Consider the following 21733-nt stretch of genomic DNA (forward strand, 5'->3'; position numbering starts at 1 on the left):
CGACCCGGGCCTCCCGGCCGTCCGCGCCGGGGCGCCGGTGGTGACGTGTCAGACGGAGCGCGCGAGCAGGAAGTCGTTGATGCGCGTCGTGAGCTCGGCGTCGACGGGGCGGTCCTCGCCGTCGACGGCGCGGACCGGCGCCGCCTGCCGGACGCTCGAGACGAGCCAGAGCGCGTCGGCAGCGCGCAGGTCGTCGAGCGTGACGAGCTCGTAGGCGGTCTCCATGCCCTGCTCCTCGGCGAAGCGGAAGACGTCTGCCTGCGTGGTGCCGTCGAGGATGCCGATGTCGGTGCGCGGCGTGACGAGGCGGTCGCCGACGCGCATGACCAGGTTCGCCCGCGTGCCCTCGAGCACGTAGCCGTCGGTGGAGACGAACAGGGCGTCGTCGGCGCCGCGGCGGACGGCCTCGCGCAGGGCAGCCATGTTGATGCCGTAGGACAGCGTCTTCGCGCCCTGCAGCAGCCACGGCGAGGTGCGCTCGACGTCGTGCCGGTACCCGCGGTCGAGCAGCACGACCGAGATGCCCTCGGTGCGGGCCCGGGTGGAGTCCGGCGACGGCGCGGCGTAGACCCAGCCCGTCGGGCGGTCGGTGCCCTCGACGCCGCGGGTCATGACGGTCTTCACGAAGGCCTCGCGCACCGGGTCGAGCCGGGCGCAGGCGGCCTCGACCGCCTGGCGCCAGACGTCGGTGTCGGGTGCGGGCAGGTCGAGCTTCGCTGCGGAGCGACCGAAGCGGGCGAGGTGCGGCTCGAGGGCCTGCGGGTGCCCGTCGACGACCGTGATCGTCTCGAAGACGCCGTCACCGCGCGTCGCGCCGAGGTCCTGCACCTGCAGGTGCTCCTCGAGCGGCTCCACCCAGGTGTACGCGTCGGCGTCCGGGTCGTGCGGCGCGGCGTCGCGGGAGGGCTGGTTCAGGACGGCGAGCACGGTGTCGGTCATGCGTCCATCCAACCGCAGCTCAGCTGGCGTCGGGCAGGGCGCCCATGAGCTTCCACACCGCCGGGGTGAGCTCCGGGTGCTGCAGCGCGATCCGGCGCAGGCGGTGGTACTCCTCGCCGAGGGCCGTGCCCTGCCCCGACGCCGGGTGCGCCGACCACTGCGCGTTCCGCTTGCCGATCGCGTCGTCGAGGTCGACCGCGTCCGCGCGGAGGATGAGCACGACCTGCTCGTCGACGGTCGGCAGCGTCGGCATGAACTCTCACGGGTCCTCGCCCTGGCGGCTGCGGTGCTCGACCAGCATCGAGATCTCCTCGGCGGCCTCGGCACGCAGCACTTCGAGGCTGCGCCCCGTCCTGCGGGACTCAGCCACGGTGCCCCCACAGCACGCCTGCCATGCAACGAGCGTACGACACTTCGTCGGCCACACTGGACGGGTGACCCTGCGCGACGAGAGCAAGTCCCAGCACCCACGAGTGGTGGTCGTCTACCTGCTGCGCGACGGCGCGGCCGGCCCGGAGGTCCTGCTCGGCGAGAAGCGCCGCGGCCTCGGCACGGGCCGCCTGGTCGGCCCCGGTGGCAAGCGGGAGCCGGGCGAGACGGCGGTCGAGACCGCCGTGCGCGAGGTGGCGGAAGAGGTCGGCCTGCGGGTCGACGCCGCCGACCTGGAGGCCCGTGGAACGTTGGACTACCGGTTCCCGTTCCGGCCGTCCTGGTCCCAGGTCTCGGACGTGTTCGTCTGCCGCCGCTGGCAGGGGGAGCCGTCGGGGTCCGACGAGCTCGAGCCGCGGTGGATCCCCGTCGACGCCGTCCCGTACGACGCCATGTGGGACGACGCGCGGTACTGGCTGCCGGGCGTGCTCGACGGCGGGAGCGTGCGGGCACGGTTCACCTTCGCCGAGGACGACGCGACGGTCGCCGGCTTCACCGGGACCGGTGTCGGGCCGGGGACGGGTGACTAGCGCGGCTGCTGCGTGCGGGTGCTGCCGGTGCGTGCCTCTTCGGCGGCGGCGATGACCTCGGCCTCGCCGCTCCGGCCGCCCAGGGGCCGCACGAAGAAGTCGATGATGCCGAAGACGATCGCGCCGATCAGGGCGAACATCGCCCATCCGACGAACAGCCCGGCGGTGTTGCGGCCGTCGGCGGGGGCGAGTGCGATGCTCGCGACGTAGAACCCGACCGCCAGCACGAGGAACACGACGACGACGGCGACGAGCACGCGGTGCCAGGTGATGCGGGGCTTCATGTGCTCCAGGATACGCGGCGCCGCGGGTGTCCAGCTTCCCGGTCCCGCGGGCTTTGACCGTTGCCGGTGCCCGTTGCCGGTGCCCGCTGTCTGTGCGCGTTGCCGCTGCCCGCTGCCTGTGCCCGTTGCCGGTGCCCGCACCCGTTGCCTGTGCCTGCCGCCGGTGCCCTTGCGTGGAGCGTTCCGTCCCACCACGTGGAGCGTTCCGTCTCACCACGTGGAGCGTTCCGTCCCATCGCACGCGGAGTAGGAAGCGGATCCGCGCGTGAGGAGTCGGAAGGAACGGCCTCCAATGCGCGGATCGACCGACCATGCGCGGAACGACCTCCGACGCGCAGGACAGCTCGCCGCGGGAGCACGCGTGACCGCGGGAGGTGCGTGCGCATCGTGCGACGGTCCACGCGTTGGTCGACCGGTGCTCTGTCGGAACGTGCGCGCACACGTGCGTGCGCATCGTGCGACGGAGCACGTGTCGATCGACTGGTGCTCCGTCGTGACGTGTGCACGCAGCTCGCCCGCGTGCCCGCTCGGCTAGCGGTCGGCGTGTCGTCCGTGCCGCTGGTCGTCCGCCGCGTCGGACCGGAGCGGAGCGTCGGACCGGGCCGGGGTCCTGGGAGTCTCCGTGCGCGGGACGGGACGTGTGCGTGGACCGGTCCCCGCGCCTCCCGACCGCTGCTGCGGACCGGAGCGGTCGCTGGACCGGACCACGGGGATGCGGCCGGTCGGGGTGGTCTCGACCTCGAGTCCGTCGCGGCCACCGGTGAAGACGTCGCCGCCGACGCGTTCGTCCTGCCAGCCGTCGTCCTGGTCGAGGATGCTCAGCGTGCCGGTCTCGGTGGACTCCAGGCCGTGGCGGGCGAGCTCGGCGTCGCGCTGCTTCCCGAGGAACTCGCGGTTGGCGGTGTTGGCGTCCTGGAACATGGTGGTGCGGCCCGTGACGATCGCGCGGATGCGGCGACGCTCCCACCACTGCTTGCCGAAGTACATGAGCACGAGACCGGCCAACGCGTAGCAGCCCATCGTGATGAGCCCGCGCGCCGGGCCGGGGCCGACGCCGTAGACCTGGTGCTTGATCATGTCGACCATGCTCGAACCGACGACGACGTTGTTCAGCCACGCGAACGGCTCCGGCATGAACCACTTCGGGTAGGCCCCGCCGGACGACGGCATCGACAGGAACACGAAGCAGATCATCGCGGGGGCGGCGATGAACCGGCCGACGAAGTAGCTCAGCCCGTTGACGGCCAGGCCGATCGCCACGATCCAGCCCCAGGCGATGAGGACGAGCTCGATCCAGTGGCCGTGGATGGCGCCGACGACCGGGCCGGCGAGGCTGTTCGTGATGACCGAGATCACGAGACCGCCGACGACGATGACCGTCATGCGGGTGCGGTGGCGCAGCGGGCCGCCCATGATGCCGATGAACATCGCGACCATGTACCCGCCGATGCACCACGCGAGCATGACGTACATCGGGACGGTGCCGTACTCGTCCCAGGCGGGCAGCGGAGCGAGCTCCGTCACCTTCGGCGTCGCGGCGCCGATGCCGGTCAGCACCGCGGTGAGCGTCGCCGGCACCAGGCTCGCGACCTGGAACTGGTGCGCGCTCGCCTTGAAGAACTCGTTCGTGGCGGGGTCGTAGGCCACGGCCATCGACCCGGCGAGCACGTCGCGCTTCGCCGCCGCCAGGGAGTCGTAGGTGTGGAAGACGAACTCGCCGGGCAGGGCCTTCTGTACGGCGGCGACGAGCGTCGGGTCACTGCCGATGAGCGCGACGGGGACGTCGTGCGGGTGCGGGGCGTGGAACGCGAAGACGTAGCAGAGGCAGAAGCCGACGATGAAGAACAGCGGCATCCAGAGCTGCAGGCCGATGAGCTGCAGCGAGGGGTGCAGGGTGGCGTACCAGCGGCGGTAGGCACCGTGCTGCTGCGGCTCGGGGACCGGCGCCTGCCGACGGGGAGCCGGCCGGGTCGTGCCGGCGACCTTCGCCCCGCGGCGTGGCTTCGTCCCGCGGGCCGACGGCCTTGTGGTCCGCTGCTTCGGGACGGACGGCGTCCGCGACCCACCACCCCGGTCCGGGGTCTCGTCGGTCCTGGGGACGTCGTTCCGCGGCGTGCTCACTCGGCGCTGTGCTCCTGGTCTCGGTCGGAGCGCCAGGATACGCCCGGACCCCTCAGGACCGACTGCGCGAGGCCTGCGCGGAGTCCATCGCGAGTTCCTCGGCGTCCAGGGTCACGAGCACGCGGCGCATGACCTCCTCGTCGAGGTTGCCCTTCTCGCGTTCCTCGAGCACGATCTCGCGGCGACGGTCGAGCAGTTCGCGACGGATGTCCTGGATCTGCGCGCCCCGCAGCCGGGCCGGTGCGTTGCGCTCCTCGTCCTCTTCTTCCTCGGCGTCGCGGCGGAAGGTCTCGGCCTGCCGCTCCAACCGTGCCTTCAACCGGGTGACGACGGAGTCGACGGCCTCGGACCCGTACTGCTTCGACCAGGTGCTCCGGCGTCGCTCGAGCAGGTCGATCGCCGCCTCGGTCGTGCGCTGGTTCAGGCGCATCTCGCTGCGGACGTCCTCGTCGTCCTCGTCGGGGTCCTGCACCTTGAGCGCCCGGATGACGAACGGCAGCGTCAGGCCCTGCAGCAGCAGCGTGCCGACGGTGACCACGAAGGCGATCACGAAGATGGTGTCCTGCGCCTTGATGTCCACCGGGTTGGCGACCACCGACACCGCCGCGGCGAGCGTCACCACCCCGCGCATGCCCGTCCACGAGATCACGGTGAGCTCGCGCCAGTTCAGCTTCGGTTCGGCGGTGCCGCGCATCCACCGCAGCGACGGGTGCCCGCGCGACAGCCGGATGCGCAGTGGTCGGAGCCACCGTCCGTTGAACCGGTTGCGCACGTACGACTCGAAGATGAAGAGCGGCCGCACCAGGATCACCACGACGAGCACGACGGCGGCGGCCGTCAGGGTCTGCGCCAGGCTCCGCTCGCTCTCGACGAGGTCCTGCACCACGGTGTTGAGCTGCAGGCCGATGAGCGCGAAGACGAAGCCCTCGAGGATGACGTCGATGCTCGTCCACAGCGGACGTTCCTGCAGGCGCGTCGCGTAGCCCTCCTTCGGCGAGTTGTAGCCGATGTACAGGCCGGCGGTGACGACCGCGATGACGCCGGAGCCGGACAGGTGCTCGGCGAGGATGTACGCGACGAACGGCAGCAGGATGCTCATGATCGTCTCGACCACGGGGTCGTTGATGCGCATCCGGATCCAGTGCACGAGCACACCGAGCACGCCGCCGACGACCAGGCCGACCCCGATCGCCAGCCCGAAGATGCCGAGGTCCTGCCAGATGGTGAGCGAGGTGCCCGCGGCGATGAGGGTGAACACGCGCACCAGGGTCAGCGAGGCGGCGTCGTTGATGAGGCTCTCGCCGGACAACACGGTCATCACCCGACGGGGGAGTCCGAGCTTGCGGCCGATCGACGCCGCGGACACCGCGTCCGGCGGGGCGACGATCGCGCCGAGCAGGATCGCGGCGGGCCAGTCCATGTCGGGGATGATGATGTACGCCGCCAGCCCGACCGCGAGCGCGGTGAGGATGACGAGGAAGATGCCGAGTCGGCGGATCTGCTTGATCGACTTCCGGAAGCTCTGCCACGACACGTCGAGGGCGGCCGAGTACAGCAGCGGCGGCAGGATCACCGTGAGGATCACCTCGGAGTCGATCTCCATCGCCGGCAGCCCGGGGATGAAGGACGCGGCCAGCGCCACGGCCGTCACGAGCAGGGGAGCGGGGAGCCCCTTCGCTCTCGCGAAGCCGGTCACCGCGAGCGATCCGATCAGCAGGATGAGGAGCTCGACGGTGTCCATGCCGTCCATTCTTCCATCGGCATGGTTCCGAAACTGAACGAGTGTGAAGGGCGGGTGAACAGGAGGTTGCCGACAGGGTTTGCCTCAGGGCGGTCTGACTGGGACACTGGCCCGCGGTGGACATCACACTCATAGTCGTCCTGGTCATCGCGTTGGCCCTCTTCTTCGACTTCACAAACGGTTTTCACGACACCGCCAACGCGATGGCGACCCCGATCGCGACCGGGGCCATGAAGCCCAAGGTCGCGGTCACCGTCGCTGCGGTGCTCAACCTCGTCGGTGCGTTCCTCAGCACCGCCGTGGCGACCTCGATCTCGCACGGCCTGATCAACGAAGGCCCCGGCGGCGTCGCGATCTCGCCGGAGATGATCTTCGCGGGGCTCATCGGCGCGGTCGTGTGGAACATGATCACGTGGCTGCGCGGGCTGCCCTCGTCGTCGTCGCACGCGCTCTTCGGCGGGCTCATCGGCGCCGCGATCGTCGGGGCCGGGTTCCAGTCGGTCAACTACGTCGCGCTGCTGACCGTCGTCATCATCCCGGCGTTCGCCTCGCCCGTGATCGCGTCGCTCGTGTCGTTCCTGTCGACACGGATCGCCTACCGGATCACGAAGCGTCCGGTGTTCCCGAACGAGCGCGGTGGGTTCCGCGTCGGGCAGATCTTCACCTCGTCGATGGTGTCGCTCGCGCACGGGACGAACGACGCGCAGAAGACGATGGGTGTCATCACGCTGACCCTCATCGCCTCGGGTGCGCAGTCGTCGAACCAGGGCGTGCAGTTCTGGGTCGTCGTGGCGTGTGCCCTCGCGATAGCCCTCGGCACCTACACCGGCGGATGGCGCATCATCCGGACGCTCGGTTCCGGCATCACCGAGATCCGCGCGACGCAGGGCTTCGCCGCCGAGGCGTCGACCGCCGCCACGATCCTGGCGTCGAGCCACCTCGGCTTCGCCCTGTCGACCACGCAGGTGTCGTCCGGCTCGATCATCGGTGCGGGGCTCGGCCGCCGCGGCTCGAAGATCCAGTGGTCCACCGCCGGCAAGATCGTCATCGCCTGGTTCATCACGCTGCCGGCCGCCGCGGCCGTCGGCGCCGTGGCCTCGGGCATCGCACGCTTCGGCGTCGTCGGACTCGTCATCGACGCGGTCGTCGGCGCCGCGGTCATCCTCGGGCTGTACCTCTGGTCGCTGCGGAAGCCGCACGAGCAGGCCTCGGCCATCGAGGTCGACGTCGCCGCGAACGCGGTGTACACCCGCAAGGAGCTGCGCGACCTGCAGCGCAAGAAGCGCGCGGACGCGGTCGCCGCCCGCCGTGCCGAGCTCAGCCGCGAGCGCACCCTGCGCCGGATGGCCGCACGCAAGGGAGGCCGACGCTGATGGGCATCGACTGGTTCGCATTCCTCACGGTGGCGCTCGTCGCGGTCGTCTCCGCGTGCTTCGTCGTCGCGGTCTACTCGGTCGGCCTCCGACTCTGGAGCGCAGCGGACACCACGGCGGGCAAGTTCACCGTGAAGGACGACGGCACCATCGGCCCGGCGACGGTCGGCTTCCCGAACCCGGCCGGGGCCTCGGCGAAGGTCCGCGCGCTGCGCGCCCTGGCGATCGCGTGCTTCGTGGTGTGCGGCGCGGCCGTGCTGTACGGCATCTACCTCATCGTCCCGCAGTTCCACTGAGGCCCGGGGCGCCGCCGAGGCGCTGGGCGCCGCCGGATCTGGGGCACGGGGGCGCCTTCGTGAGCAGAAGATGTCGGGTCAGGACCTGCGACCCGACATCTTCTGCTCACCAAGCGCCCGAGCGCCCGCCCCGCGCCCGAGCGCCCGCCCCGCGCCCGCTGCGCGCCCGAGCGCCCGAGCACCCGCGCCCCGCTGTCCACACCCCGCCCGCCGGTCCCGGACCGGCCAGACGGATCGGACTACCCTCGGAGCCGTGACCGGCAACGACGCATCCCAGGCCCTCGACCACACGTCGACCCGCACCGAGAGCGACTCGCTGGGCTCGCGGGAGGTCCCGAAGGACGTCTACTGGGGCATCAACACGCTCCGGGCGCTGGAGAACTTCCCGATCACCTCGGTGCCGATCGCGGTGTACCCGGACCTCATCGAGGCGCTCGTCACCGTGAAGCAGGCCGCAGCCCGGGCGAACCGCGCGATCGGCGTGCTCGACGAGGAGCGTGCCGACGCGATCGACCGTGCCGCGCAGGAGGTACGGGACGGAGCGCTCCGCGACCAGTTCGTCGTCGACGTCGTGCAGGGCGGGGCCGGCACCAGCACGAACATGAACACGAACGAGGTGCTCGCGAACCGGGCGCTCGAGCTCCTCGGGCGGGAGCGGGGCGACTACGCGTACCTGCACCCGATCGACCACGTGAACCGCAGCCAGTCGACGAACGACACGTACCCGACGAGCATCAAGATCGCGATGATCTTCGGGGTGCGGCGGCTCATCGTGCAGCTCGAGGAGCTCTCCGCCGCGTTCGCGGAGCGGGGCAACGCGTTCGCCGACGTGCTCAAGGTCGGCCGGACGCAGTTGCAGGACGCCGTGCCGATGACGCTCGGCCAGGAGTTCACGGGGTTCTCGCACACCATCCAGGAGGACGCCGTCATGCTCCGGAAGGTCGTGCCGCTGCTCGCCGAGATGAACCTCGGGGCGACGGCGATCGGGACCGGCATCACGGCCGACCCGCTGTACCGCGACGAGGTCCGCCGGCAGCTGCAGGAGGCCAGCGGCATCGACGTCGTGACGGCGCCCGACCTCATCGAGGCGACGAGCGACGCGGGCGCGTTCATGACGCTGTCCGGCACGGTGAAGCGCAGCGCGGCGAAGCTCTCGAAGATCTGCAACGACCTGCGGCTGCTGTCGTCCGGTCCGCAGGCCGGTCTCGGGGAGATCACCCTGCCGGCGCGCCAGGCCGGGTCGTCGATCATGCCGGGCAAGGTGAACCCGGTCATCCCCGAGGTCGTCAACCAGATCGCCTACGCGGTCGCCGGTGCCGACACGACGGTCACCATGGCGGCGGAGAGCGGGCAGCTGCAGCTCAACGCCTTCGAGCCGATCATCGCGCACTCGATCCTGCAGTCGCTGCAGTGGATGGCGCGGGGGTGTGCGACGCTGCGCGAACACTGCGTCACCGGCATCGAGGCGAACGAGGCCCGGCTCGCCGCGCAGGTGGACACGAACGTCGGGGTCGTGACGGCGCTCACCCCGTACATCGGGTACGCGGCCGCCGCGTCGATCGCCCACACGGCGCTGACGACCGCGACGCCGATCTCGACGCTCGTCGTGGCCGCGGGGCTGATGGACGAGGACCAGGTGCAGCGGGTCCTCAGCCCCGCGCGGCTGTCCGGCATCGAGCTGGCGACCGGTGCGATCCCGGTCATCACCGAGGAGATGCTCGACGCCGAGGCGCGCAAGCGCTGACGCGCGACCGCGACCGCGACCGCGACCCCGCCCCCGGCCCCGACCGCGGGGTCAGGGCATCGGTGTCTCGCCGGCGCGGACCTGCTGCGCCATCGCACGGAGGTGCTGTTCGCCAGCGTCCGGCTCGTGCCCTTCGTCGTCGGCGACCCGGGCCGCCTCGGTCCGCACCTGCTTCGCGGCCGCGATGTCCGCGTCCCGCCAGCGCGCGAGCGTGAAGTTCCGGGTGACGTCGCGCAGCGGCAGGCGGATCGACTCGTCGGCCTCGATGCCCGCCAGCAGCTGCCGCATCCGGATCACCTCGGAGTCGAGCTCACCGCCGACGACGAGCACGAAGTTCGAGATGTACAGGTAGACGAGCAGCAGGATCGCCCCACCGAGCCACCCGTACGCGCGGTTGCCGCCGCCGATGGTCTCGACGTAGACGGCGAAGCCGAGCGTCGCGAGCGCCCAGGTGCCGATCGCGAAGCCGGCGCCGGCGGACACCCAGCGCAGCCGCGGTGTCTTGACGTTCGGGGTGGCGTAGTAGAGCACGGCGACCATCACGACGAGGTCGGCGGCGAGCACCGGCCACTTCGCCACGTTCCACACGTCGTCGATCCACGGCGCCCACTCGAGCTGCCGGACCAGCGCCGCCGCGATCGTCGGCGTGCCGAGCAGGATGACGATCGCGATCGCCCCGCCCACCATGACGAGCAGGGTGACGAACAGCATCATGCTGCGGAACTTCCAGATCCGGCGCCCCTCCTCGACCTCGTAGGCGGTGTTCATCGCCCGGCCGAAGGCGGTCGCGTACCCGGACAGCGACCAGAGCGTCAGGACGAGGCCGATGGTGAACCCGAGCCAGGGGTTGTCCAGGGTGAGCAGCTGCCGGAGTGGCCCCTCGAGGTGCTCGGCGGTCTCCGGTCGCACGATGAAGCCGAGGACCTCGACGACGTCGGCCAGGCTGTCGCCCTGCCGGTCGACGACGGACAGCGCGGACACCACGGCGAGCGCGCTCGGGAACACCGTCAGCAACGCGAAGAACGTCAGCGAGGCGGCCGCGTCCACGACGCGGTGTCGGATCACCGAGTGGTAGGTACGCCGGACGACGGCGCGGACACCGGTCCGCGCGAGATCGCGCGACGCGCTGTCCGGCATGCGTCGTACGGTACCCGACACCTGACGGACGGGAGGCGCGGGGCGCGCCCGCCACGTGCCTCCCGTCCGGCCGCCGGTCGTGCCCGGCAGCCGCTGCCGTCCTGTCCGCGGGAGCGACACGGTCCCGCCACCGTGCGCCGTCCCTGCCGTGGAGGCGACACGGTCCCGCCACCGTGCGCCGTCCCTGCCGCGGAGGCGACAGGTGTCCGCGGAAGGTCCGCGCAGAAGTGTCGCTTTCGCGAACCGGCATCGCGCGGATCGGCACCGCGAGTGGCGGCACCGCGCGTGGCGGAACCGCGCGTGGTGGGCGGAACTGCGCGTGGTGGGTGGAACCGCGCGTGGTGGGGCGGAACCGCGCGGAACCGCAGGGCGGCGCCTCAGTTCGCGTGCGGGTGCAGGGCGTCGTAGCGGCGGAAGGACGGCACCAGCCGGAGCAGCAGCGCGACGAGCGCGACGATGAGCACGCCGCCGATGATCGGCGGGTACGCGATGCCCGCGGCCACGACCAGGCCGGCGTACAGGTCGCCGAGCCGCGGACCGCCGGTGACCACGACGACGAAGATGCCCTGCAGCCGCCCACGCATGCCATCCGGCGACGCCGCCTGCAGGATCGTGTTCCGGAACACCGAGCTGACGTTGTCGGCGCCGCCCGCGAGTGCGAGGAAGAGCGCCGCTGCCCCGAGCGCCGGCAGGATGCCGACCGAGAACGTCTCGCCCGACCGACCGCCGAGCGCGTGCGCCAGCGCGATGACCACACCGAACGCCGCGATCGCGCCGCCGTACGCGGTGATCGCCCAGCCGACCGCCTCGCCCTGGCGGCGCACGTGTCCGAGCGGGCCGGAGAACACGCTCGACAGCAGCGCACCGATCGCGTACGCCGCCGTGAGCGTGCCGACCGTGATGGCACCGCCGCCGATGACGAGGGCACCGATCGCGGGGAAGAGCACGCGGGGCTGCCCGAAGGTCATCGCGACGATGTCGAGCACGAACGTCATCGTGATGTTCTTCGACCGGCGCAGGAACTTCGCGCCCTCGACGAGCGAGCCGAGCCCGGGGCGGAGCGCGCCGTGGTCGGCGGCCATCCGCGGCAGGGTGAAGACCCCGAGGAAGGCGAAGGTGAACAGCACGACGTCGATCGTGTACGTCGGGGCGAACCCGACGCTCGCGATGAGGACGCCGGCGACCGCGGGGCCGATGGTGACCTGGAACCCTGAGGCGATGCCGCCGAGGGCGCTCGCCGCGGGCAGCAGGTCGGTGCCGACGAGCCGGGGCACGATCGCCGAGCGTGACGCGCCGCTCACCGTCGCGGCGACGGCGTTCGCGGTCGCGAGCACGTAGAGCAGGACGACGCTGTGCAACCCGAGCCAGGCGTGGGTGGCGATCAGGGCGACCGCGACCCACGCGATGATCGCGGACACGAGTGCGACGGTGCGGCGGTCGAAGGCGTCGGCGAGCATCCCGCCGTACAGGCCGGCGACGATCATCGGCAGCAGGGCGATGACGCCGACGAGCGCGACGGCGAAGGTGGAGTGCGTGATCTCGTAGACCTCGAGACCGACGGCCACGGTGGTCATCTGGGTGCCGATGCCCGCGACGGCGGTTCCCGCCCAGAGTCGGGCGAAGGCGGGGGAGCGGCGGAGCGGGGTGAGGTCGGCGAACAGGCGGCGGCGCGGCGGTGCGGGAGTGGGTCGTGTCACGGTGGAACCATTCTGCTGGTTGCACGCCGGTTCCGGTGGCTCTGGTTGACTTGCGGGCATGACTGACCTCAACAGCAAGCCCGAGTTCGACGCTCCCGAGGGCCCGGCCCCCACCGAACTCGTCATCACCGACATCGTCGAGGGCGATGGCGACGTGGCGAGCGCCGGGTCGACCGTGAAGGTCCACTACGCCGGCGTCGAGTACGAGTCCGGCGAGGAGTTCGACAGCTCCTGGAACCGCGGCGAGCCGATCGACTTCCCGCTCGCGGCCCTGGTGCGCGGCTGGCAGGAGGGCATCCCCGGCATGAAGGTCGGCGGCCGCCGCAAGCTCGTCGTCCCGCCGGAGCTGGCCTACGGTCCCGCCGGCGGCGGGCACTTCCTGTCCGGCAAGACCCTGATCTTCGTGATCGACCTGCTCGGGGTGCGCTGATGCAGGTCGGCGCCCCGACCATCGAGCTGAACGACGGGCACCGGTTCCCGGAGCTCGGCCTCGGCACGTACGGCCTCGACGGCGACGAGGGCGCCGCGGCCGTCGGCACCGCGATCGCGAGCGGCTACCGGCTGCTCGACACCGCCCTCAACTACGGCAACGAGGACGCCGTCGGCCGCGCCGTCCGCGAGTCCGAGGTGGCGCGCGAGGACCTCGTCGTCACGTCGAAGCTCCCCGGCCGGCACCACGGCTACGACGAGGCGCACCGGTCGATCGACGAGACGCTCGGCAACCTGGGTCTCGACTCCGTCGACCTGTACCTCATCCACTGGCCGAACCCCTCGGTGGACAAGTTCGTCGACACCTGGAAGGCGTTCGTCGACCTCCGTGACAGCGGCAAGGTCCGCTCGATCGGCGTCTCGAACTTCACGCCGGAGCACCTCCGTCGCATCGTCGACGCCACCGGGGTCGCCCCGGCGGTGAACCAGGTCGAGCTGCACCCGTACTTCCCGCAGGCCGAACTGCGGAAGGTCCACCAGGAGCTCGGCATCGTGACCGAGAGCTGGAGCCCGCTGGCGAAGCGCTCGGAACTGCTCACCGAGCAGCCGATCGTCGACGCCGCCGCTGCGCACGGCGTCGCGCCGGGTCAGGTCGTGCTCCGCTGGCACGTGCAGATCGGTGCCGTCCCGGTCCCGAAGTCGGGCGACGCCGCCCGCCAGCGGGAGAACCTCGACGTCTTCGGCTTCGAGCTGACCGACGACGAGGTGCGGGCGATCTCCGGCCTCGAGCGCGGACGGCTCTGGGACGGCGACCCGGACACGCACGAGGAGATGTAGCGGCTCGCCCGCCGGAACCAGGTTCCGGACACAGCACCGCGGATCTCCACGGTGCTGTGTCCGGAACGCGGTGTTCGACGGGCGGAACCAGGTTCCGGACTGGAGGCGCGTGGCGGGTCCGCCACGCGCCTCCCGTCCGTCACGGGTCAGGCGTCCTGCGGTGTCGGTCCCGCGGGACTACACTGGGTTCCCCTGTCCCGAAGGGTTGTACGTGTCCGAACCGACCGAGATCGACCGCGAACGCGGCTACGTGGACGGCCTCTTCGGCCGCCTCGACGAGCTGACCGCCGAGGCCGAACAGCGTCTCGCCGAGACCCGTCGTCAGGCGGTCGGCGGGAACCACCAGAGCCGCAGCGAACGCGACGCGTACGCACGGCTCTACGAGGACACCATCGCCACGCTCGAGCGCGTGGGGGACCGCCTGGTCTTCGGACGGCTCGAGGTGTCCGAACCCGAGGACCCCGACGACACCTTCCGGTACATCGGCCGCGTCGGACTCCGTGACGCCGCGCACCGGCCGCTGCTGCTCGACTGGCGCGTCCCCGGGGCCAGCGCCTTCTACCAGGCGACCGCGGCCCACCCGATGGGCATGCGTGCCCGGCGCCACCTGTCCCTGCAGGGGCGGCGGGTCGTCGGCGTCGAGGACGAGGTCTTCGACGCCTCGCTGTACGACGACGAGCGGACCCACCTGCAGGGCGAGGGCGCGCTGCTCGCCGCGGTGACCGCCGAGCGCACCGGCCGGATGACCGACATCGTCGCGACGATCCAGGGCGAGCAGGACCGCATCATCCGCTCCCCGCTCGAGGGCGTGCTCATCGTGCAGGGCGGCCCCGGCACCGGCAAGACCGCCGTCGCACTGCACCGCGCCGCCTACCTGCTGTACTCGTACCGCGAGCGGCTCCGGGGCTCCGGCGTGCTCATGGTCGGCCCGTCGTCGGCGTTCCTGACGTACATCGAGCAGGTGCTGCCGTCGCTCGGCGAGACCGGTGTCGTGATGGCCTCGCTCGGGTCGCTCTACCCGGGGGTGCACGCGACGGTGCACGACTCCCGGGACGTCGCCGCGGTGAAGGGTGCCGCGCAGACGGCCTCGCTCCTGCGCCGCGCGGTCCGCTCGCGCCAGGTCGTGCCGACCGAGTCCGTCACGCTCGACGTCGAGGGCGAGCGGCTCGTCGTCCCGCCGCAGCTCGTCGCCGACGCGATGAAGCGGGCGCAGGACCGCGGCAAGCCGCACAACGTCGCCCGTGTCACGTTCAACAAGATCGCCCTCGACGCGATGACCCGCCTGCTCGCCGACCAGCTGCGCGAACGCGGCACCACGGTCGACGAAGCCGACGAGAAGGTGCTGCGCGAGGACATCCGGAGCTCCTACGACGCCCGGGTGCTGCTCAACACGGCGTGGCTGCCCCTGCCGCCGGAGAAGTTCCTCGAGGACCTCTACGCCCGGCCGAACTGGCTCGCCTCGCTCACCCCCGACTGGAGCCCGGAGCGCCGCGCCCTGCTGCAGCGTGCCCGCGGTACGGCCTGGACCGTCGAGGACGTCCCCCTGCTCGACGAGGCCGCCGAACTGCTCGGCCCGTTCGACCCGACCGGCGGCGCCGCGAAGCGCGCCGCGAAGGCCAGCCGGAACCGCGACATCGAGAACGCGCGCCAGGCGATCGAGAACATGGGCGTCGAGGGCATCGTCACGGCCGAGCAGGTCGCCGGCTCCTTCGCCGAGGGCGGCGACCCGCGCTCCACCGCCGAGCGCGCCGCCGAGGACCGCGAGTGGACCTACGGGCACATCGTCGTCGACGAGGCCCAGGAGCTCTCGCCCATGCAGTGGCGCGTGCTCGCCCGCCGCAACCCGCTCCGGTCGTTCACGATCGTCGGCGACATGGCGCAGGGTTCCTCGCCCGGCGCGGCACGCACGTGGGACGACGTCATCGGCGCCCTCGCGCGCCGCCGGCGCGGCCGTGCCCCGCAGGTGCCGCTCGACCACCGCGTCGAGCAGCTCACCGTGAACTACCGCACGCCGCGCTCCATCGTGCTCGCCGCGGGGGAGTACGCCGACGCCGCCGGGCTGACGGTCACCCGCAACGAGGCCGTCCGCGACGGCGACCCCGTCGAACGCGTCCGGGTGTCCCGCCCGGTCCTGCTCGACACCGTCGCCGCGGTGGCGGATGCCGAACGGGCGCGCATCGGCTCGGGCACCATCGGCGTGATCGTCCCGGAGTCCCAGGTCGACGCCGTGCGGCAGCGCCTCACCCGCACCGAGGCCGACGTGCGGGGGCTCGCGTCGCCGCAGGCGGGGTCCCTCACGGTCCTGACCGGGGCGGACGCCAAGGGGCTCGAGTTCGACGGCGTGCTGCTCGTCGACCCCGACGGCGTGGGCGCCGACGCGGCGCGGGCCGCGGCGGCTGTCTACGTCGCGATGACCCGCCCGACCCGACGCCTGACCGTCATCGACGTCGACTGACGGTCGTGCGCGGGGCGCCGCGCACTCCGTGCGCAGGAACGGTCCCGTCGGCCCGACGCGACCGTTCCTGCTCACGATCCGTGGGCGGCGGCGTCGCCGCGGAGCGGACGGGAGGGCCGGTGCGGGCCCGCCACGGGCCTCCCGGCTCAGGCCTGGTCACCCTCCGACCGCACCCGCGCGACCAGGTCGGCCCACGGACCGTCGAGTCGGCGGCCGGGGATCGTCACGGTCGTGCGCTCGACGGTGATCGTCCAGCTGAAGTCGTCGGGGACCGGCGCGTCCGTCGGGGCGGGGCTGCGCTGCAGGGCGTCGAGCACGTCCGACCACGCGGAGGGGTCACCGGCGGCGTCGGTGTCGACCCGCCAGCGCCGCGTGGTGCCGGCGAAGCCCCCGGTGCGGCGGACCTCGATGCGCATGGCTCCGACGGTACGCCGCCCGGCGTCGCTCAGTCGAGCACGCCCACCGTCCGCCAGGCCGTGCGGACGGCGGTCTGCTGGGCGGAGCCGTCGCCGAACCGGGTGCCGGCGGCGTCGACGGTGACGGTCGCGAAGCCGGCGAAGTCGATCGACGCCGTGACCGACGACGAGGTCAGGGCGTCCCACCAGACCGCACCCGCGCCCTGCCAGGCGTACCCGCCGATGGCGGTGGCGGCCAGGAAGAACGCGTGGTTCGGGATGCCCGAGTTCGTGTGCACGCCGCCCTGGTCGTCGGTGGTGTCGACGTACCCGGCCATGGTCGCCGGCTGGGGGTCCTTGCCGAGCACCGGGTCGTCGTACGCGGTGCCCGGCGCCCGCAGCGACCGGAGTGCGACGCCGTGGACCGCCTCGGTGAACAGGCCCCCGCCGATCAGCCAGGACGCCTGCTCCGCGGTCTGCCCGGCGGTGTACTGGGCGACGAGGGAGCCGAACACGTCGCTGACCGACTCGTTGAGCGCGCCGGACTGGCCCTGGTAGGTGAGGTCGGCGGTGTACTGCGTCACGCCGTGGGCGAGCTCGTGTCCGATGACGTCGAGGGCGACGGTGAACCGTCGGAACACTTCTCCGTCGCCGTCCCCGAAGACCATCCGGGAGCCGTCCCAGTAGGCGTTGTCGTAGTCCTGCCCGAAGTGCACGGTGGCGTCGAGGGGCAGCCCGGCGCCGTCGACCGAGGCCCGGTCGAACACGTCGAGCCAGAAGGCGTGCGTCGCGCCGAGGCCCGCGTAGGCCTCGTCGACGGCGGCGTCACCGGAGTCGGCGTCGCCCTCGCGCCGCACGACCGTCCCCGGCAGGGTGGTCGAGCCGTGCGCGTCCGACACGGTGCGCCGGGGGGACCGGTCGACGGTGCCGGCGACCTGCTGCGGCGCGGTCAGGTGCTGCTCCTTGGGGGACCGGACGGTGTCCAGGGAGGCCAGCGCGGTGCGCGCGGCGGAGGCCGCCCGGGGGTACGCGTCGGCGTCGGCGACGGCGCGGAGCAGGTACGGCGGGACGACGGAGCGGATGCGGTCGGTCGCGGTCATGCGCTCATGGAACCACCGGGTACCGACACCCGCCCGGGTCGTCGTCAGTCGCGGGCGCGGTGCTCCACGAGTGCGAGGGCGTACGCCTCCCACCACCGGCCGGCGGGCGGGCCGCCGTTGCAGCTGCCGTCGCTGAGCCCGGGGGTCTTCACCCAGAGCAGGGCGTCCAGCCGGGTCGTGCCGCCGGTGACGTGCGGTGCCTGCCCGAGTCCGGCGCCCTCGGGGTTGCACCAGGTGCCGCGCCAGCCGCGCCCGTTGCGGGACACGTCGACGACGAAGTGCGGGTCGCCGCCGATCGCGTCGGCGAGCCGGTCGGCGTAGGCGCGTTCCTGGTCGACCCGGTAGAAGTTCGACACGTTCGTGAAGAACCCCTGCACCCGGTCGATCCCGGCCTGGCGGAGCCGGTCGGCCATGGTGTCGACCGGCACCCGGTTCTCGTTCCCGCCGTCGAGGTACACGGTCAGCCCGTGCCCGGACAACGCGTCGACGGCCTTCCGCAGCAGGGGCAGGCGGGTGTCGCGCAACCGGTCGCACTTGCCGATCTGCGCGACGGAGTCCGGCTCGACGAGCACCACGGCGCCCGAGCCGGACATCGCCTCGGCAGCGGAGCGGACCCACGGCAGGTACGCGTCGGCCTCGGTGCCGCCGCGCGAGTAGTTCCCGCAGTCGCGGTCGGGCACGTTGTACAGGACGAACACCGGGGTCGCGTCGGCACGCTCGGCGGCGCGGACGACGGTCCGGACCGTCTCGCGGGTCGCCGACCGCGAGGTGTCCGTGAGCCAGGTGGCGATCGGCTGGTCGGCGATGGCGGCGATCCGGTCAGCGGTGTCCTCGCGACCCTCGGCGCGTGCTCGTCGCTCCCGGATGCCGGGCTGGTTCACGGCCTCGGGCTGTCGGGCGAGCCCGCCGGGGAAGGCGTCGGCGGCCGACTTCCGCCCGACGACGGGACGGTCGGTCGACGCTGAGGGACCGGCTGTCCCGTCCGGGCCTCCGGTGTGCCGGTCCCCACCGGAGGGACCGACCACGACGACCGTCGTCACGACGGCCGCGACGACGAGCGCTGCGGCGGCGATCCACGCCCACTGCCGACGGCCGTGGGCGCGAGCGCGGCGGGGTCGAGCGGGCCCGTGGTGGTGCGGCATGCGGCGGTCCTCCCTGGACGTGACCGTCGGGTCGGGCGTGGACGCCCCGGTCCATGCTGTCAGGTCCGGGTCCGCCGTGGCCAGTGCCCGCCGGCGCCGTCCGGGCGTCGTGCCCGCGGCTCCCAGGAGCGCTCCAGCGACCGTGCAGGAGCGTGCAGCACACTGACGCGGTGTTCCGACGACTCCTCCTCCTCGCCCTGACCGCGGCGTACGCCTGGGTGATCTGGCGGATGACGCTGACCCCGCAGGTCTTCACCTCGGCGCAGAACTCGCTCGTGCTGCACGCCATCGCGTGGGTGCAGCAGCTGCCGCACGGCACGTGGTTCACGTACGAGCGCACCGAGTTCCTCGCCAACATCGCGATGTTCGTGCCCGTGGGTGCGCTCGCCGCACTCTGGCTGCCGCGCCGCTGGTGGATCCTCGGCGCCCTCGTCGCCGTGGCGCTGTCCACCGGCATCGAGTTCGCACAGGCCACCTACCTGCCGTACCGCGTCGCCGACCCGCGGGACGTCCTGTCGAACGGCCTCGGCGGGCTGCTCGGCGCCACGCTCGTCGGACTCGTCCGGAGCCTGCTGCCCGCACCGCGGCGTCGCCGTCTGCGGGCCAGGACCGCCTAGATCTCTGGTAGTCTTGCGCGGTTGCCGTCGAACGGCCGCGGACAAAGAGCGCTCGTGCATCAGGCACGGGCACCGCGCAACGGACAGGAAGGGGATCATCCATGGCACTTGACGCGAAGGTCAAGCAGGAGATCATCGAAGAGTACGCGACCCACCCGGGCGACACCGGATCCCCCGAGGTCCAGGTCGCCGTTCTGACGCGTCGCATCAACGACCTGAACGAGCACCTCAAGGAGCACAAGCACGACCACCACTCGCGTCGTGGTCTGCTGCTCATGGTCGGTCAGCGTCGCCGTCTCCTCGGTTACCTCTCCGACGTCGACATCGCCCGCTACCGCACGCTCATCGAGCGTCTCGGCCTGCGTCGCTAGTCGACCGACCCACGGCTTGACCGAACGCCCCGGCCCTCGTACGAGGACCGGGGCGTTCTCCGTTCCCGGGGAATGCTCGCCGGGCTGGTCCGGTTGGATGCTATGTTCATGCAAACGCATCGAAAGTCGGGACCCACCATGACCACCATTGCCGTCGTCTCCGCCGGACTCTCCGAGCCCAGCTCCACCCGCCTGCTGGCCGACCGCCTCGGCGAGGCAGCCGTCGCCGCGCTCGTCGCCGAGGGCACCCGTGCCCACGTCGAGCACGTCGAGCTCCGCCCGATCGCGCACGAGGTCACCGACGCGATGCTCACCGGCTTCGCGGCGCCGGGGCTCGCCGCCGCGACGGCCACCGTGGTCGGGGCCGACGCCGTCGTGTTCGTCACCCCGATCTTCACGGCCGGCGTCAGCGGCCTCGCGAAGTCGTTCCTCGACGTGCTCGACAAGGACTCGCTGGCCGACCTGCCGGTGCTGCTCGGCGCGACCGGCGGCACGTCGCGGCACTCGCTCGCGATCGATCACGCCCTGCGGCCGGTGTTCGCCTACCTGCGCGCCGCGGTCGTGCCGACGGGCGTGTTCGCCGCGACGGACGACTGGGGGACCGACGGCGACGCCGCGGCCCTGGACGCACGCATCCGCCGGGCGGGGGTCGACCTCGCCTGGGCGATCCGGGCCTCCCGGCGGACCCCGCAGGAAGCCGACGCGCTCCCCGCGACCCCGGACTTCGCGAGCCTGCTCGGCGGCCTCGGGCACTGACCGGCGGTCCGCCGAGCGCTCAGTACCAGTGCGGGTCGACGCTCATCTCGTGCCCCCACGCGGCGCAGGGTGAGCCGTAGGCGCTCTTGATGTACGCGAGTCCCCAGTCGATCTGGGTGGCCGCGTTCGTCCGCCAGTCCGCTCCCGCCGCCGCCATCTTGTCGGCGGGCAGCGACTGCGGGATGCCGTAGGCGCCGCTCGAGGCGTTCAGGGCGTTCGCCCGCCACCCGGACTCCTGCGTCCAGAGCGACACCAGGCACGAGAACTGGTCGCCGCCCCATCCGTAGGCGCCGATCGCGCCGCGTGCGTACGACTGGGCACCGGCGGGGTCGACCACGACGCCCCCGGTGCTCGGGTAGCTCGTGCCCGTCCCGCCGCTGCTCGCGCTGCTGTTCGTCGGCGTCGCGGCGTTCCGGGCTGCCTCGGCCGCAGCGGCCGCGGCGCGCTTGCGCTGCTGTTCGGCCTTCTGCGCGGCGACGCGCTGGCCGAGTTCGTACCCGGCCTGCTGCTCCGCGGTGCTGTCCTTGAGCGACGCGAGCTGCGCGTACAGCTCGTCGCTGTGCTGCTCGGTCGAGTCGACCGCGGCGTCCGCCGCCTGCTCGGCCGACTCCGCCGCGGCCGAGCGTTCCTCGGCCGCCTGCGCGCGGGTGGCCCGTTCCGACTCGGCCCGCTCGGCCTGCTCGTGCAGCGACGACGCGGTGCCGGCGGCGACGGATGCCTCGTCCATCACGCCGGACCACGTCGACGAGAGCTGGTCGAGCGCCCCGAGCTGGTACAGCAGCTGGTCCGGGTCGCCGGCGGTCGCGATCCGGGTCGTCATCTGGTTCGTGCTGCCGTCGCGGTACAGGTTCGCCGCGAGCTGGCCGGCCCGCTGCTGGGCGCGGTCCGCCGTCTCGCTCGCGTGCTGCGCCTGGGCCTGGAGGCTCGTGGCGGCCTGGGTGGCCTCCGCCAGCTCCGCCTCGGCCGCGTCCGCCTTCGACGAGGCCACCAGGGCGGCCTGCGACTTCGCCGCGGCCTCGTCCTGCGCGGCCTGCAGTGCCGACTGGACCTTCCGCACCTCGACGCGTTTCGCGGCCTCGTTGCCCTTCGCACGCTGGACGTCCTGCCACGTCGGGTACTCGGTCGCGTTCGCCGGGACGGCGGTCAGTGCCGGGGCGACGAGCGCGCCGACGACCACGGCGGCCGCGACGAGCACGCCCCGCGAGGGGGTGAGACGCATGTCCGCAGGCTACCGAGGATCACCCGGGTGCCAGCGAGCCGCGCCGCCGATTCCCTGTGGACTGGTAAAGTCGCTTCCGTCCGAGGACCTTCTTCCCCGGACGTCAGACAAACACTGCGCA

Annotated in this window: 21 protein-coding genes; 10 read left to right on the forward strand and 11 right to left on the reverse strand. The window is 72.3% G+C overall.

The window, feature by feature from the left end; genetic code table 11:
* Positions 1-48 precede the first annotated feature (48 nt).
* Together BIU97_RS03575 and BIU97_RS03580 are read right to left on the reverse strand one after the other, a co-directional pair.
* Complete coding sequence (locus BIU97_RS03575; RefSeq protein ID WP_071257510.1) at positions 49-939, reverse strand: aminodeoxychorismate lyase; 891 nt, start codon at positions 937-939, stop codon at positions 49-51.
* A gap of 19 nt (positions 940-958) precedes the next feature.
* A complete protein-coding gene (locus tag BIU97_RS03580; RefSeq protein WP_368073078.1) occupies positions 959-1192 on the reverse strand; it encodes a tryptophan synthase subunit alpha in 234 nt (77 codons plus the stop codon).
* Between the two features lie 181 nt (positions 1193-1373).
* Between BIU97_RS03580 and BIU97_RS03585 the strand changes: the two genes are divergently transcribed.
* Positions 1374-1898 carry an 8-oxo-dGTP diphosphatase gene (locus tag BIU97_RS03585; protein WP_217639493.1) on the forward strand — a complete coding sequence of 175 codons (525 nt, stop codon included), beginning with the start codon at positions 1374-1376 and terminating at the stop codon, positions 1896-1898.
* On the opposite strand, the gene BIU97_RS03590 is transcribed toward BIU97_RS03585, so the two are convergent.
* The 3 genes from BIU97_RS03590 to BIU97_RS03600 form a co-directional block, all read right to left on the reverse strand.
* Positions 1895-2182, reverse strand: a complete 288-nt coding sequence (locus BIU97_RS03590; RefSeq protein ID WP_071257516.1) for a hypothetical protein — start codon at positions 2180-2182, stop codon at positions 1895-1897. The two genes, BIU97_RS03585 and BIU97_RS03590, sit on opposite strands and share 4 nt — an antisense overlap.
* A gap of 531 nt (positions 2183-2713) precedes the next feature.
* Positions 2714-4303 carry an ABC transporter permease gene (locus BIU97_RS03595; RefSeq protein WP_071257518.1) on the reverse strand — a complete coding sequence of 530 codons (1590 nt, stop codon included), beginning with the start codon at positions 4301-4303 and terminating at the stop codon, positions 2714-2716.
* 52 nt (positions 4304-4355) lie between these two features.
* Entirely contained in the window at positions 4356-6044 is a 1689-nt protein-coding gene (locus BIU97_RS03600; protein WP_071257797.1) for a cation:proton antiporter, read from the reverse strand.
* A gap of 116 nt (positions 6045-6160) precedes the next feature.
* On the opposite strand from BIU97_RS03600, the gene BIU97_RS03605 reads away from it, so the two are divergent.
* The 3 genes from BIU97_RS03605 (at position 6161) to BIU97_RS03615 (ending at position 9457) form a co-directional block, all read left to right on the forward strand.
* Complete coding sequence (locus tag BIU97_RS03605; protein ID WP_083404696.1) at positions 6161-7417, forward strand: inorganic phosphate transporter; 1257 nt, start codon at positions 6161-6163, stop codon at positions 7415-7417.
* Positions 7417-7713 carry a hypothetical protein gene (locus BIU97_RS03610; protein WP_071257521.1) on the forward strand — a complete coding sequence of 99 codons (297 nt, stop codon included), beginning with the start codon at positions 7417-7419 and terminating at the stop codon, positions 7711-7713. The genes BIU97_RS03605 and BIU97_RS03610 overlap by 1 nt, the downstream gene beginning before the upstream one ends.
* A gap of 253 nt (positions 7714-7966) precedes the next feature.
* Entirely contained in the window at positions 7967-9457 is a 1491-nt protein-coding gene (locus BIU97_RS03615) for an aspartate ammonia-lyase (RefSeq protein WP_071257524.1), read from the forward strand.
* A gap of 51 nt (positions 9458-9508) precedes the next feature.
* On the opposite strand, the gene BIU97_RS03620 is transcribed toward BIU97_RS03615, so the two are convergent.
* Complete coding sequence (locus tag BIU97_RS03620; RefSeq protein WP_071257527.1) at positions 9509-10594, reverse strand: YihY/virulence factor BrkB family protein; 1086 nt, start codon at positions 10592-10594, stop codon at positions 9509-9511.
* 377 nt (positions 10595-10971) lie between these two features.
* On the reverse strand, positions 10972-12291 hold the full coding sequence (locus tag BIU97_RS03625; protein WP_083404697.1) for an MFS transporter: 1320 nt from the start codon (positions 12289-12291) through the stop codon (positions 10972-10974).
* 58 nt (positions 12292-12349) lie between these two features.
* On the opposite strand from BIU97_RS03625, the gene BIU97_RS03630 reads away from it, so the two are divergent.
* The 3 genes from BIU97_RS03630 (at position 12350) to BIU97_RS03640 (ending at position 16012) form a co-directional block, all read left to right on the forward strand.
* The gene (locus tag BIU97_RS03630; RefSeq protein WP_071257535.1) at positions 12350-12721 is read left to right on the forward strand and encodes an FKBP-type peptidyl-prolyl cis-trans isomerase; all 372 of its coding nucleotides are present in this window, start codon (positions 12350-12352) and stop codon (positions 12719-12721) included.
* Positions 12721-13557 carry an aldo/keto reductase gene (locus BIU97_RS03635; protein WP_071257537.1) on the forward strand — a complete coding sequence of 279 codons (837 nt, stop codon included), beginning with the start codon at positions 12721-12723 and terminating at the stop codon, positions 13555-13557. The genes BIU97_RS03630 and BIU97_RS03635 overlap by 1 nt, the downstream gene beginning before the upstream one ends.
* A 211-nt stretch (positions 13558-13768) precedes the next feature.
* On the forward strand, positions 13769-16012 hold the full coding sequence (locus tag BIU97_RS03640) for a HelD family protein (protein WP_254782875.1): 2244 nt from the start codon (positions 13769-13771) through the stop codon (positions 16010-16012).
* A gap of 146 nt (positions 16013-16158) precedes the next feature.
* On the opposite strand, the gene BIU97_RS03645 is transcribed toward BIU97_RS03640, so the two are convergent.
* From BIU97_RS03645 to BIU97_RS03655, 3 genes are read right to left on the reverse strand one after another with little or no spacing between them, the layout of a single operon-like run.
* Positions 16159-16428 carry a protealysin inhibitor emfourin gene (locus tag BIU97_RS03645; RefSeq protein WP_071257604.1) on the reverse strand — a complete coding sequence of 90 codons (270 nt, stop codon included), beginning with the start codon at positions 16426-16428 and terminating at the stop codon, positions 16159-16161.
* Positions 16429-16457: 29 nt separating this feature from the next.
* Complete coding sequence (locus tag BIU97_RS03650; protein ID WP_071297100.1) at positions 16458-17507, reverse strand: M4 family metallopeptidase; 1050 nt, start codon at positions 17505-17507, stop codon at positions 16458-16460.
* Between the two features lie 44 nt (positions 17508-17551).
* Positions 17552-18649 (reverse strand): glycoside hydrolase family 6 protein, encoded by a 1098-nt coding sequence (locus BIU97_RS03655; RefSeq protein WP_071297101.1) that lies wholly within the window; start codon positions 18647-18649, stop codon positions 17552-17554.
* Positions 18650-18801: 152 nt separating this feature from the next.
* Between BIU97_RS03655 and BIU97_RS03660 the strand changes: the two genes are divergently transcribed.
* The 3 genes from BIU97_RS03660 to BIU97_RS03670 all read left to right on the forward strand — a co-directional run bounded on the left by BIU97_RS03660 (position 18802) and on the right by BIU97_RS03670 (position 20393).
* Complete coding sequence (locus tag BIU97_RS03660) at positions 18802-19266, forward strand: VanZ family protein (RefSeq protein WP_175472401.1); 465 nt, start codon at positions 18802-18804, stop codon at positions 19264-19266.
* A gap of 101 nt (positions 19267-19367) precedes the next feature.
* Positions 19368-19637, forward strand: coding sequence for a 30S ribosomal protein S15 (gene rpsO / locus BIU97_RS03665; RefSeq protein WP_071257618.1), 270 nt, complete (start codon positions 19368-19370; stop codon positions 19635-19637).
* Positions 19638-19775: 138 nt separating this feature from the next.
* Positions 19776-20393 (forward strand): CE1759 family FMN reductase, encoded by a 618-nt coding sequence (locus BIU97_RS03670; RefSeq protein ID WP_071297103.1) that lies wholly within the window; start codon positions 19776-19778, stop codon positions 20391-20393.
* Positions 20394-20412: 19 nt separating this feature from the next.
* On the opposite strand, the gene BIU97_RS03675 is transcribed toward BIU97_RS03670, so the two are convergent.
* On the reverse strand, positions 20413-21612 hold the full coding sequence (locus BIU97_RS03675; protein WP_071297104.1) for a coiled-coil domain-containing protein: 1200 nt from the start codon (positions 21610-21612) through the stop codon (positions 20413-20415).
* Between the last annotated feature and the right edge of the window lie 121 nt (positions 21613-21733).

This window comes from Curtobacterium sp. MCBA15_009 (assembly GCF_001864895.1).
GTDB lineage: Bacteria > Actinomycetota > Actinomycetes > Actinomycetales > Microbacteriaceae > Curtobacterium.